Here is a 13306-nt window from a genome sequence, read left to right as displayed (position 1 = left end):
GAAATCAGGGTGCAAAGTTAAGAAAATCAATGAACAATTAACAATTAACAATAAGTTTTTTACGCTAATTTTGCAGCCGGAAAATTTCATCCGACATTTATATATCTGATACAACAACATGAGTAAACCCGGCTTAGTAAGAGGTACGCGCGATTTTGGGCCATCGGTGATGGTAAAACGGAATTATATTTTCGATACTATTAAACATACTTTTCAGAAATTCGGCTTTCAGCCACTGGAAACCCCCAGTTTGGAGAACCTGTCGGTGCTGATGGGTAAATACGGTGATGAAGGAGACCAGCTTTTGTTTAAGATACTGAACTCAGGCGATTTTTCGAAAGATCTGGCTCAGAAAGACCTCGACGAAGGCTATAAAAAACTAACCCATAAAATTTCAGAGAAAGGTTTGCGTTATGACCTTACCGTGCCTTTTGCCCGTTATGTGGTAATGAACCGCAACGAGCTTGCCATGCCCTTTAAAAGGTATCAGATTCAGCCGGTATGGCGCGCCGACCGACCGCAAAGGGGGCGTTACCGTGAGTTTTATCAGTGTGATGCCGACGTGGTTGGTACTGATTCTCTTATTTGTGAGGCCGAAATAGTGTTAATGCTGCATGAGATTTTCAAGAACCTGGGCATTGCAGACTTTACGGTTAAAATCAATAACCGCAAGATATTATCTGGCATTGCCGAAACCATTGGCATGAAAGGCAGTGAAGTGCCGCTGACAGTAGCCATTGACAAACTGGATAAAATAGGTAAAGAAAAAGTTGAAGACGAGTTACGTGAAAAAGGTTTCTCTGATGAAGTGATAGCAAAACTGCAGCCTGTTTTTAACTTGCAAGGTAGTAGTGCGGAGGTTTTAACTGGGCTGAAAACCTGGTTGAAAGATTCTGAAACCGGTTTGAAGGGAATAGAAGAACTGGAAAAAGTTTGGAGCCTGGTTGAATCATTCGGGCTTGAAAACCCTAAAATACAACTGGATATTACTTTGGCTCGAGGATTAAGTTATTATACAGGCGCTATTTTTGAGGTGAAAGCCAATGGCGTGCAGATGGGGAGTATCTCAGGCGGTGGCCGCTATGACAACCTGACAGGCACTTTTGGTTTACCCGGTCTTTCTGGTGTGGGTATATCATTAGGGGTTGACCGCATCTATGACGTAATGGAAGAGCTGGGCCTTTTTGGCGACAAGCAGGGTGTAACCACTAAAGTATTGCTGACCAACTTTGATGCAGCAGCTGAAAGCTACTCATTACCGTTATTAAAAAAACTGCGCGACGCGGGCATTAATGCCGAAATATACCCCGACCACGCCAAGCTGAAAAAACAATTTGAATATGCCAATAAAAAGCAGATTCCGTATGTATGTGTGGTGGGTTCAGAAGAAATGGCCAGCGGAGAATTAACCCTGAAAGACATGCAAAGCGGCGAACAAACCAAATTAACAATAGAGAACATTATACAAAATTTGAAATAGCAACCTCAACCTTTAACAATGCTTAAAAACAGAAAATTTATTGCTTACACGCTGGTAATCGTAACAACGGTGGTTGCTACGCTTTCGTTTTATTTCTGGCAGGTGGCCAGCAGCGCAAACCTGAACGTAAAGGGCGAAAAAACCTTTGTGCTTTACATACCCACAGGTGCTACCTATAAGAACGTGGTAGACTCTTTGCACAAGCATGGCATGATACACGACGAAATTTCGTTTCAGTTTCTATCTAAATGGATGAAATACCCTGAGAATGTAAAACCGGGCAGGTATGAAATAAAACCGAACACGGGTAACAAAACATTGATATCGAAACTGAAAAGAGGCCAGCAGGATGATGTACGCCTTACTTTTAACAATATCCGCCTCAAGTCTGACCTCATAAAAAAAATCGGCAGCCGCTTTGAGTTTAGTACCGAAGAGTTGCAGGATAAACTGAGTAACAAAGAGGTTTGTGGGAAATATGGTTTCGACACCACCACTATTATGTGTATGTTTTTGCCAAATACTTATTTTGTGCGCTGGACCACCACCACCGATAAGTTTCTGGACAGAATGCACAGCGAATACAAAAAGTACTGGACCGACGCCAAACTAGCCAAGGCAAAATCAATAAACATGACACCCGTGCAGGTGGGCATTCTTGCTTCTATTGTTCAATCTGAAACCAACAAAAAAGACGAAATGCCACGTGTGGCCGGGTCGTACATAAATCGTCTGGCTATTAATATGCCATTGCAGGCCGACCCGACCGTGAGATTTGCCCTGCGGGATTTCAGTATCAAGCGAGTAATGGAAAAACACTTGCGCACTAATTCGCCCTACAATACTTATCGCATTTCGGGTTTGCCTCCGGGGCCGATTGCCCTACCGGAGCCCGTTGCGCTGGATGCCGTGCTTAATTACGAGCGCCACAAGTATATTTATTTCTGTGCCCGCGAAGACTTCTCTGGCTATCATAATTTTGCAGAGAATTACACCGACCACCTGAAGAACGCACACATTTATCAGGAGGCACTCAACAAAGCTATGATTCGCTGATGTATCAATTTGATTATGAGTACCGTATCCGCTATGCAGATGTAGACCAGATGGGGTATATGTATTACGGACACTATCCTCGTCTGTATGAAATCGGAAGGGTAGAGGCCTTGCGATCGCTGGGTTTACGCTACCGCAGCTTGGAAGAAATGGGCATTATGATGCCGGTCTATGAGTGTCATTGTAAATATCTGCAACCCGCCAGGTATGACGACCTCGTTACTATACGCGTTATTATCAAAGAAATCCCAAAGGTGCGGATAGTATTTCATTATGAAATTTACAATGAAGAAAACGTATTACTAAACGTAGGCGAAACCACACTGGTATTTGTTAAAATGGCGACCAACAAGGTATCTGTTTGCCCACCGGAGATTCTTGACAGGCTGAAGCCTTATTTTTCCTGGATTAAATGAAAGTTGTCTTGAACTTTGCCGCGACGGCGGACCGTTTTAACTGATTAAATGATTTCACTGAAAATGACTCCTGTACGGATAAGTGAATTGTGCAACTTTGACTACATGGTGTACATCGATTTGTGTAAACCTATTTCAGGACTAGACATGTTACACAAATCACTTCAAGCATAAAAATCAGCTTAATCAAAGTTCAAGACAATCCTTTATATCTCAAACGCCACTTCTTTAAAGTCGAAATATTTTACTTCTCCGTTTACTTCAATCATCAGAGCACCGTTGGGGGCCACATCAATAATTTTTCCTGCAAAGCGCTCTCCGTTGCTTGTGTAATAATGCGTTTCTTCAAAGCGGAACAAGTGCTGCAGGTATTCTTTTTTCTGTTCGGCAATATGGCCGTTTCTTAGCTGCAAATAATACTTTTCAAGGCAAACGCATAGTTCGCCCACCAGCGCTTCAAGGTCAAATTCGTCTTGTTTGGTGGCCAGCCTTAGTGATATCACCTTACTGTTGCTAAAGCTCAACTGGTTGATATTCAGTCCTATACCTACAATAGAGTGGCTCAGCCTGCTACCGGCCAAACTGTTTTCAATCAGGATGCCACCCATTTTGCGGTTACAAACATAAACATCATTAGGCCATTTAACAGTTAAGCCCGCTTGTATATATTTGCTCAGAAATAAATGAACTCCGAGCGACACCGCAATGTTAAGGTTAAACTGGTCGGCGGCGCTCAGAAAATCAGGCTTTAAAATGACCGACATCGTGATGTTCTGCCCCGGCATGGTTTCCCATGTATTACCTCTCTGGCCACGGCCGGCGGTCTGGTCAGATGTTATGACAAGTGTGCCATCAAAAATTTTCTCATTTTGAATTTTTTCGGCCGCTACGTCGTTAGTAGAATGACAACTTGGCAGGTAAATGGTATTTTTGCCAATAAAAAGAGTTTTGGGCTGAAAATTGTTCAAATTTTAGTAATTTAGCGTTTTGTGTATAAATATTTGTTGATATATACAATTAATGTCTATATTTAGAATTAATAATAATAATTATTCTGAATTATGCCGGGCAATGTTCTTCTGTAACCAAAGGACGGCATATTTCATGCAAAATTAAAAGATGGCGAAAAAAAATAAAGAACTTTCAGGTGAAGAGTTAAGCCGCTTGGTAGTGCATGGCATGTTAGAGAAAAAAGCGGCCAACATAGTGGTGATGGATTTGAGAAACGTAAAAAATGCAATTACTGATTTTTTTGTTATATGTTCGGGAAATACCGACACGCAAATTGATGCAATTGCCACTTCAATAGAAGAAGAGATTATCAAAGCTTCAGGAATTCGCCCTTGGCATCAGGAGGGAAAGCAAAACAAAGAATGGATATTGCTTGACTACGTTGACGTAGTTGCCCATGTTTTCAGAAAAGACCGACGAAAATTCTATGACCTGGAGGCGCTCTGGGGTGATGCTGAACTGTCTGAGATTGCCGAAAGCATGGAACCTGAACTCCCTAAACAAATATTAATAGATTGACCTTCAACAGTGAAAACCTTTGCAGTTTAGGCAATTTTATGTAAAGGTTTTCGGTATTATTAATAATTGCATTAAACTTTGAAAAAATAAAAACATGTCAGAAAACAGTAATGACTCCCCAAGAAGAAAACCTCAAACTAGTGGCGGAGGCGGGTTGCAGGGTTGGATTGTAGCGGTTATTATTATAGGTATTGTTGGCTTTTTGCTTTATTCACGTCAGGCAACGCTTGCGCCAGTAAAATATACCGAACTTGAACAAATGATTTTACAGAAGGATGTAAGAAGTATAGCAGTAGTTGACGGAAACAAAACTGTTGAAATTACGCTTACTCCTGAAGCCCTTCAGAAACCAGATTACCGGAAAGAACTGGGTAATAATAGATTTACCCTTAATGGCCCCCATTTGAAAATGGATGTAGTTTCGGTAGAATCTTTTATGAGAGACTACACTGAGTTTTTGAAAACTGCACAGGTTGATGAAAATTACAAAAAAACACTATATCCGGAAAGTGTAGAAAGACAAGACATCATGACAATGGTTTGGCAATTGCTGCCATTTATTGTAGTGTTGGGCTTAATGTACTTCCTCATGAGCCGTATGGCTGGTGGTGGTGGCCCCGGTGGCGCTATATTCAACATTGGTAAGTCGCGGGCTGCATTATTTGATGCCGACAGCAAAGTTAAAATCACATTTGCCGATGTGGCCGGTCTTGTAGAAGCCAAAGAAGAATTACAGGAGATTGTAGATTTCTTGAAAACGCCTAAAAAATATACCGAACTAGGGGGTAAAATTCCGAAAGGTGCCTTACTTGTGGGCCCTCCGGGTACGGGTAAAACACTTTTAGCTAAAGCCGTAGCCGGCGAAGCCAGCGTGCCATTCTTCTCATTGTCTGGTTCAGACTTCGTTGAGATGTTTGTAGGTGTGGGCGCTGCCCGTGTGCGTGACCTCTTCAAACAAGCCAAAGAAAAAGCGCCATGTATTATTTTTATTGATGAGATAGACGCCGTGGGTCGTTCTCGTGGCCGTGGCGCTATGCCGGGCGCTAACGACGAACGCGAAAATACATTGAACTCGCTACTGGTTGAAATGGACGGTTTCGGGTCTGATGCCGGTATCATTATCCTGGCAGCTACCAACCGCCCGGATGTATTAGATTCTGCCTTGATGCGTCCGGGTCGTTTCGACCGCCAGATTAGCGTAGATACACCAGACCTTATCGGTCGTGAGGCTATTTTCAAGGTACACATGAGACCTTTGAAGCTCTCTGATACCATCGACATCAAAAAACTGGCAGCACAAACGCCGGGTTTTGCCGGAGCCGAGATTGCCAACGTTTGTAATGAAGCAGCACTTCTGGCTGCCAGACGCGGCAAGAAGTTTATTGATATGCAGGATTTCCACGATGCCATTGACCGTGAAATCGGTGGTTTGGAAAAGAAAAATAAATTGATTTCGCCTGAAGAAAAAGAAATCGTTGCTTACCATGAGGCAGGCCATGCCGTGGCTGGGTGGTTCCTGGAGCATGCCAATCCTCTGGTAAAAGTAAGTATCGTGCCGCGTGGAATTGCCGCTTTGGGTTATGCACAATACCTTCCTAAAGAGCAATACCTGTATCGTACCGAGCAACTTTTTGATGAAATGTGTATGACACTCGGTGGCCGTGCGGCAGAAGATGTTGTATTTGGCAAGATTTCAACCGGCGCTTTGAGTGACCTGGAACGCGTTACCAAAAGTGCTTACGGTATGACCACCGTTTACGGTATGAATGCCCGCATCGGAAACGTATCGTTCTATGATTCTAAAGGACAGGGCGAGTATTCGTTTACGAAGCCGTATTCTGAAGACACAGCGAAGATTATTGATGAAGAGGTAAAGAAATTGATTTCGGAAGCTTACGAGCGCACCAAAAGTCTTTTGATTGAAAAACGTGAGCAACTGGAAGTTATCGCACAGGAATTGTTGAAGAAGGAAATTATTTATCAGTCTGACCTTGTAGAATTGATTGGTAAACGTCCTTTTGAAAAACTGACCAATTATCAGGAGTTTATGGATAGCGATACCAGCACCAAAGAAAAGGATCAGAACAACGATAAAACTGATGTAAAAGTAGAGGAAAAAGTTTAAAACCTCTCTTGCTATATATTTACCGGCAAAAAAGGCTGCTCTGAAATTTCAGGGCGGCCTTTTGCTTTGGTTCTCTGCAATGCAATTATCTGGCGTTAATAATTGCCACAGTAAATCTTACCACGCAAACCAGCTTTTGCTCTTCTGTGGTTATCTTAATATCCCAAAGGTGAGTGGTGCGGCCAATATGCAAAGGGGTAGCTTTGGCATAAACCCAGTTGCCCGCACTTACAGGGCGCACGTGGTTAGCGTTTATTTCAAGGCCAACGGCACGTTGGGTGGTTGGGTCGTCTAAGGTAAGTACCGAGGCAATACTGCCCAGGGTTTCGGCCAGCGCTACCGATGCCCCACCGTGCAGAATCCCGAACGGCTGCGTGGTGCGGTGGTCTACCGGCATACGGGCAATAACATAGTCTTCGCCCAGTTCTACAAATTCTATTCCCAGGTGGTCGCCCATTGAGTTACTGTTCAGGTTTCTGAGCGCTTCAAAATCAAGATGTTTTTTAAACATGGTATATGAAGTTAATGTTGTTTTCTTTAAAAAATACAAAAAACGTACAGCAAAAAGGCCAGAATTTTCGTAATTTTGAGTATATATTATGTATTGAAGCCTAAATCTAAGTTTAGTTTAATAAAATTCAATACTTTATTTGATTAATCTAAAACCTACCATTTTGTCAGTAAAAACAATTTATCTGATTCGCCACGGCGAGACCGAATATAACCGCATGGGAATCGTTCAGGGAAGTGGCGTAGATTCTGATCTCAACGAGTTAGGATTTGCACAGGCCAGAGCTTTTTTTGATGCTTACCAGCATGTAAATTTCCACAAAATTTATACCTCAAAACTGCGTCGCACGGTGCAAAGTGTGCAGCATTTCATCAACAACGGCATTGCCTATGAGCAACTGGAAGGCTTAAATGAGATTTGCTGGGGAGAAAAAGAGGGCAAAGCCCCCAATTATCAGGAAGACGAATTTTATCTGGATGTGCTGCGCCGCTGGAAACTGGGCGAAACGCATATTCCCGCTGCTAATGGCGGAGAATCGCCGGATGAAGTAGCCGCACGGCAGAAAATAGCTTTTCAGCATATTTTATCGCGCCCGGAAGAAGAAGTTGTACTGGTTGCCATGCACGGTAGGGCCATTAGAATATTGCTTACCCATTTGCTCAATTTGCCCCTGTCTAAAATGGATGATTTTGAGCATACCAACCTTTGCCTGTATAAGCTGGTGTATTCTTATACCGACAACGCATTTGCGCTTGAGTTAAGCAATGACGTATCTCACCTAATGGTTTTGGCTGAATAACCATATCTCCGTTTGTAAAAGCATAAATCCACTGATGTATAAAAAACATTTTCTGTGGTTTTGTGCTTTATTTTTATGATATTTAGGTGCTGTTCTGATTCAAAGTGGCATAGTAAAATGGTTTTGTGTTAGTGTATAGACTTATTTTTAATGAATAAAAATAAATTATATTGGGTTTTCCAGATTACGGGGTGGTCGTTGTATAACCTGAATGAGGTTTTTCAATACAGCATACAGTATGACTATGACCACGACATGATTTTTAATGCCCTGGCCAATATTATTTTGTCTATACTGCTTACGCACCTTTTCAGGGTAGTAGCCCGAAAGTTTAACTGGGGTGCGCTGCATTTGCCGCAACTGGCTGTAAGAGTAAGCCTGGGGGTTTTGTTAATGACAACCATAATGGTGGCAGTAAACCTCCCTCTCGATTCCAAGTACGTAGGCGAATTGCTGAAGGCAAATCCGATTCTTACCATTGAGTACCCTATTAATCTGGCCAAGCCTTTTCTGGTTTGGGCGCTTATATATATGTTTTACAGGCACTCGGAAGAAAGACGCCAGCGCGAAGTAGAAGAAATAAAGCTGAAGTCGTCAATCAAAGAAACCGAAGCAAAGGTATTGCGCGCACAAATGAACCCCCACTTTATGTTCAATGCACTTAATAGTATCAGAGCATTAGTGCTGGAAGACCCCACCCGTGCGCAGCAGGGTATCACGCAATTATCTAATATCCTGCGCAGCTCTCTGCTGGCCGACAGGCGCAAAACGGTGTCGTTAAAAGAAGAGCTGCGTACCATTGAAGATTATCTGGCGCTAGAGAAAGTGCGTTACGAAGAGCGCCTGCAAATGAAATGGGATATTGACCCTGAAACTCAGAACGTGCAGGTACCGCCCATGATGCTGCAGACACTGGTAGAAAATGCCATTAAGCATGGGGTGCAAAAGGCTATCAACTGGGGCTTTGTTGAAATAAATACTAGTTTGTCAGACAACAAACTGTATATCAAGATACGTAATACCGGGCAGTTGCAAAGCACCGAATCTAATTCTGAAGCCGGTGGTTTCGGTTTGAAGAATACCTCTCAACGCCTGGAGCTACTCTATGGAAGCGAGGCTTCGTTCAGGATTTTTCAGGAAGATAACCTGACCGTATGCGCCGAAATCATGATTCCGCTGAGTGGCTCAGATGTTAAAGTGATAGGCCATGAAGCAAAAAGCACAGCCACAGCCTAGTTGAAACCATAATAGATATTCACCAATTAATAACTCGTAGCGCCGGCGACCCGGTCATAACTTACGATGAAAGCACTGATAATAGACGATGAACGTTTGGCACGTAATGAATTGCGCAGACTGTTAGAGAATTTTCCTAAAATAAATATAATAGGAGAGGCCGCCAATGCAGAGGAAGCCCTTAACCTGATTGACGAACTACAACCGGATTTGTTGTTTCTGGATATTCAGATGCCCGGTAAAAACGGTTTTGAGTTGCTTGAAGCCATTGAAGGCAAAGTGCCGGAGGTAATTTTTACAACGGCTTATGATGAATATGCCCTGAAGGCCTTTGAATTTAATGCCCTTGATTACCTGTTGAAGCCCATAGATATTCAACGGCTGGCAGAGGCCATTCAGCGCGTTGAAGAAGAGCAAATGCATGAGGTAGAACGCAAAGAAGGAATGAAACTGCTGGGCGAGAGCGACCAGGTATTTGTAAAAGACGGTGAAAAATGCTGGTTTGTGAAGTTGGGCCGCGTGCGATTGTTTGAGTCGATGGGCAATTATGTACGACTGCATTTTGATGACCAGAAGCCGATGATTCTTAAATCGTTGAATAGCCTTGAAGAGCGGCTGGACCCCAAAATATATTTCAGAGCAAACCGCAAGCACATTATAAACCTTGCCTGGATTGATAAAATTGAACCCTGGTTTTCGGGTGGTTTATTAGTAACACTTAAACACGCCGAAAAAACAGCCAACCCCGAAAAAATTGAGATTTCGCGCCGGCAAGCCATTAAGTTTAAGGATTTGATGAGTTTGTAGGGGGCGTAATAATAGTATCTTATGATTTTTTGCAGGCTATCTTGAAGTTTTGAGATAGCTTTTTTTTGAAGTAATAGCAACGCGTTTCTTTTATTGGGTTTACATCAAAGGTATAATTACAGTATTTCAGCAAGACTAAAAGTTTTTTATCTGTTATGAAATATCAAACTTCTTACGATCAGAATGAAAATTTGCCAAATAAAATGGGGCTTATTGACAAAGCTGAAATTGAAAGGGTTGAGATGGAAGGGATATTATAAGCTGGTATCTTGCTTGTAACTAAATTGGACGCTCAAACTATTTTTGATCTGGACTATATAAAAAATATGCATTTCATAGCCCTCTACGAATTATATGATTTTGCAGGAAAATGGAGAACTGTAAATTTATCGAAAAAAGGGTTTTCCTTTGCTGCGGCCAAGTTTTTAGACCAAACCATGTTGAACTTTGAAGTTGAAATGCTAAAAAATTTGCCGAATGAATATGCATCTAAGGAAGATTTTATAGATGTTGCAGCTAAAATTCATGCTGAATTCCTTTTTATTCACCCATTTCGGGAAGTAAATGGAAGAACGGCTCGATTGCTGGCAGACTTAATGTTTAGAAAGTATAACTTTAAACCACCTGATTGGGAACTAATAAGCAAAGATGAAACCCAACCCTTAAACTTTGAATTATATGTAAAAGCAGTACAACAAGCTGCCAATCAAGATTATACTTTAATGCAGCAGATTTTTAGAGCGATTTCTCAATTTTGATAAGTACCCTTTGCAGCATCTTTTGCGCATCTTCCTTAGATATGTTAATTCCTTCTAAGCTACCAGATGCAATTGTTGAGTTAAGAATAGAATTATAAAGTTCTGTTCTTTCCGGGCTTAATGTCTGTTTTTTTTTTCTCATTTATTAGTGGTTTTCTAATAGTAAAAATACGGAGGATAAACGAGAATAGAAACCAATAAATAAAAGGATTTACAATTATCTGGCAGGCAATAAGTTTATTGAAAGTGATTTCTATAGATTTTTAAGTCATTTATTAAATTATTTTAAAATTGGATTATTAAAGAATTACCAAATTATCTATCAAATAGGTGTATCTACACGTATTATTTGCCTGCTATTTTTCTGAACCCAGAAATTAAATGTGTGGTATTAGCAAATTGCTTTATGGTAGTGCCTTTGAAAGCTGAATTAATTAACTTAAAATTGTGTTGTCAATTTGAAATAGAAATACAAATATTTACAGTTTTTTACGTTAATTGTTTATTAAGAACGGCATAGGTTTTTTAAGAATTTGATAACCCCGCATAAGCATAACTATTTTCTGAAATTTGTAAGAAATTCTTTGTAGGTAATGCATATTCTTAAGAAATTTGTATGACACAATCTTCAAAACTTCATAATGAGCGACGAAATTAAACACGAATGTGGCATTGCCCTGGTTCGTCTTCGTAAACCCCTCCAATATTATATTGATAAATACGGCACACCCCTTTATGGTATAAAGCGTCTGTATGTTTTGATGGAAAAACAATCAAATCGTGGTCAGGACGGAGCCGGTGTGGGTAATGTGAAGCTGGAAGTACCACCGGGTAGCAGATACATCAGTCGCTATCGTTCGGTAGAAAACCGCCCGGTTACTGATATTTTCAATAAAATCAATGAAAAATATCGTGAGGTGCTACGAAACAACCCGGATAAGTTTAAAGATGCCAAGTGGTTGCAAGAGAATTTGGCGTATTCAGGCGAAGTATGGTTGGGTCATTTGCGTTACGGAACACACGGCAAAAACGAAATTGAAAACTGCCACCCGATGCTTCGCCAGAGTAACTGGCGCAGCCGTAACATGCTCATGGCCGGTAACTTTAATATGACCAATGCCGAAGAGCTGTTCAGGAAACTGGTGAAACTGGGGCAGCATCCAAAAGATAAAGGAGATACGGTAACCGTGATGGAGAAAATCGGTCATTTTCTTGACGAAGAAAACCAGAGAGTATTTGACCGCTTTAAAGGAATTTATGAGAATCCGGCATTATCGGATATCATAGAAGACAATATGGACCTCCCACGGGTTCTCTACCGTGCCTGCCGTGATTTTGACGGTGGCTATGCTATGGCTGGTATTACGGGTTTTGGGGCATCGTTTGTAGTACGAGACCCTGCGGGTATTCGCCCGGCATATTACTGGGCAAACGACGAAGTAGTGGTTGTGGCTTCAGAAAAACCGGCTATTAAGGCGGCTTTCAATGCCAATTATGATGAAATTGCAGAGATTCAACCAGGTAATGCCCTGATTATAGATAAACATGGCGAGTATAATGAGTTTCAGATTATGAAACCATTAGAGAAGAAATCTTGCAGCTTTGAGCGCATTTATTTCTCGCGTGGCTCAGACCCTCAAATCTACAATGAACGCAAAAGGTTGGGGCAACTGCTGATACCGCAGATATTGGAGAAAATTGATTATGACCTTGAAAATACAGTGTTTTCGTATATTCCTAATACTGCCGAAATGGCATTTTTCGGAATGGTTGAGGGGCTGGAAGAATACCTTGCCGACTGGCGTTTGAAGCGCATTACCGATGGTAATTTGTCGGCCGAGGAAATCAAAAAGGTATTGTCTTTCAGGCCGAGGATAGAGAAGCTGGTATCTAAGGATGTGAAACTGCGCACCTTTATTACCAACGACGATGAGCGCGACGAGATGGTATCTCATGTGTATGAAATGACCTACGAGGTTATCAGGAAGGGCATTGATACGGTAGTGGTGATAGATGACTCTATTGTACGTGGAACCACGCTTGAGAAGAGTATCCTGAAAATGCTTGACCGGCTGGGCCCTAAGAAGATAATTATTGTGTCATCGGCACCGCAGATTCGCTACCCTGATTGTTATGGTATTGATATGTCTAAAATGAAAGAATTTGTGGCGTTCAGAGCCATGCTCGATTTGTTGAAGAAAAATGGTATCGATTACATGAAGCAAGAGGTTTACGCTCAAAGTGTGGGTGCTTTACAAACCAACAATGCTTATGATACCAACTTTGTGAAACAGTTGTATAACAAATTTACTGACGAGGAGATATCAGACAAAATTGCAGAAATTGTTACCCCCGAAGGCATGAACGCCGAGGTTTCTATGGTTTACCAGACCGTCGAAAACCTGCATAGGGCTTGCCCCAACCATTTGGGCGACTGGTATTTTACAGGTAATTATCCTACTAGAGGGGGTAACCGAGTGGTAAATCAGGCTTTTGTAAACTTCATGGAAGGCAAACTGGTAAGAGCATATTAATTGATTTTAGCATAAAGGATATCTTATAATAAAAGGGAGCAGACCAATCGGCCG

At 41.7% G+C, this 13306-nt stretch carries 13 protein-coding genes; 10 read left to right on the top strand and 3 right to left on the bottom strand.

What is annotated here, in order from left to right; genetic code table 11:
• The first annotated feature begins 118 nt into the window (after window positions 1-118).
• The 3 genes from hisS to C0V77_RS07340 are packed head-to-tail and all read left to right on the top strand — an operon-like array spanning window position 119 to window position 2952.
• Entirely contained in the window at window positions 119-1480 is a 1362-nt protein-coding gene (gene hisS / locus C0V77_RS07350) for a histidine--tRNA ligase (protein ID WP_101725697.1), read from the top strand.
• 18 nt (window positions 1481-1498) lie between these two features.
• On the top strand, window positions 1499-2536 hold the full coding sequence (gene mltG, locus C0V77_RS07345) for an endolytic transglycosylase MltG (protein ID WP_101725696.1): 1038 nt from the start codon (window positions 1499-1501) through the stop codon (window positions 2534-2536).
• Window positions 2536-2952 (top strand): thioesterase family protein, encoded by a 417-nt coding sequence (locus C0V77_RS07340; RefSeq protein WP_101725695.1) that lies wholly within the window; start codon window positions 2536-2538, stop codon window positions 2950-2952. Before mltG ends, C0V77_RS07340 begins: the two co-directional genes overlap by 1 nt.
• A gap of 206 nt (window positions 2953-3158) precedes the next feature.
• Here the strand turns inward: C0V77_RS07340 and C0V77_RS07335 are convergent, their stop codons facing one another.
• Entirely contained in the window at window positions 3159-3920 is a 762-nt protein-coding gene (locus C0V77_RS07335) for a biotin--[acetyl-CoA-carboxylase] ligase (protein WP_101725694.1), read from the bottom strand.
• Between the two features lie 151 nt (window positions 3921-4071).
• On the opposite strand from C0V77_RS07335, the gene rsfS reads away from it, so the two are divergent.
• Both rsfS and ftsH read left to right on the top strand, forming a co-directional pair.
• Complete coding sequence (gene rsfS, locus C0V77_RS07330) at window positions 4072-4482, top strand: ribosome silencing factor (RefSeq protein WP_101725693.1); 411 nt, start codon at window positions 4072-4074, stop codon at window positions 4480-4482.
• A gap of 94 nt (window positions 4483-4576) precedes the next feature.
• Window positions 4577-6607 carry an ATP-dependent zinc metalloprotease FtsH gene (ftsH, locus tag C0V77_RS07325; RefSeq protein WP_101725692.1) on the top strand — a complete coding sequence of 677 codons (2031 nt, stop codon included), beginning with the start codon at window positions 4577-4579 and terminating at the stop codon, window positions 6605-6607.
• An 85-nt stretch (window positions 6608-6692) separates the two neighbouring features.
• On the opposite strand, the gene C0V77_RS07320 is transcribed toward ftsH, so the two are convergent.
• Window positions 6693-7118, bottom strand: a complete 426-nt coding sequence (locus tag C0V77_RS07320; protein WP_101725691.1) for a PaaI family thioesterase — start codon at window positions 7116-7118, stop codon at window positions 6693-6695.
• Window positions 7119-7281: 163 nt separating this feature from the next.
• On the opposite strand from C0V77_RS07320, the gene C0V77_RS07315 reads away from it, so the two are divergent.
• The 4 genes from C0V77_RS07315 to C0V77_RS07300 all read left to right on the top strand — a co-directional run bounded on the left by C0V77_RS07315 (window position 7282) and on the right by C0V77_RS07300 (window position 10718).
• Window positions 7282-7917: a histidine phosphatase family protein gene (locus C0V77_RS07315; RefSeq protein ID WP_101725940.1), complete on the top strand. Its 636-nt coding sequence runs from the start codon at window positions 7282-7284 to the stop codon at window positions 7915-7917.
• A gap of 150 nt (window positions 7918-8067) precedes the next feature.
• On the top strand, window positions 8068-9153 hold the full coding sequence (locus C0V77_RS07310; RefSeq protein WP_101725690.1) for a sensor histidine kinase: 1086 nt from the start codon (window positions 8068-8070) through the stop codon (window positions 9151-9153).
• A 66-nt stretch (window positions 9154-9219) separates the two neighbouring features.
• Window positions 9220-9960 carry a LytTR family DNA-binding domain-containing protein gene (locus C0V77_RS07305; RefSeq protein ID WP_101725689.1) on the top strand — a complete coding sequence of 247 codons (741 nt, stop codon included), beginning with the start codon at window positions 9220-9222 and terminating at the stop codon, window positions 9958-9960.
• Window positions 9961-10229: 269 nt separating this feature from the next.
• Complete coding sequence (locus C0V77_RS07300) at window positions 10230-10718, top strand: Fic family protein (RefSeq protein ID WP_143706028.1); 489 nt, start codon at window positions 10230-10232, stop codon at window positions 10716-10718.
• Here the strand turns inward: C0V77_RS07300 and C0V77_RS23040 are convergent.
• Window positions 10696-10860: a hypothetical protein gene (locus C0V77_RS23040; protein WP_158237903.1), complete on the bottom strand. Its 165-nt coding sequence runs from the start codon at window positions 10858-10860 to the stop codon at window positions 10696-10698. The genes C0V77_RS07300 and C0V77_RS23040 overlap by 23 nt on opposite strands.
• Before the next feature lie 499 nt (window positions 10861-11359).
• Here C0V77_RS23040 and C0V77_RS07295 point away from each other — a divergent pair, with 499 nt between their 5' ends.
• Window positions 11360-13252, top strand: a complete 1893-nt coding sequence (locus tag C0V77_RS07295) for an amidophosphoribosyltransferase (protein WP_101725687.1) — start codon at window positions 11360-11362, stop codon at window positions 13250-13252.
• Window positions 13253-13306: the final 54 nt, after the last annotated feature.

The sequence above is a fragment of the Emticicia sp. TH156 genome (genome assembly GCF_002855535.1).
GTDB classification, from domain to species: Bacteria; Bacteroidota; Bacteroidia; order Cytophagales; family Spirosomataceae; genus Emticicia; species Emticicia fluvialis.
This window is presented reverse-complemented; position numbering and strand designations above follow the sequence as displayed.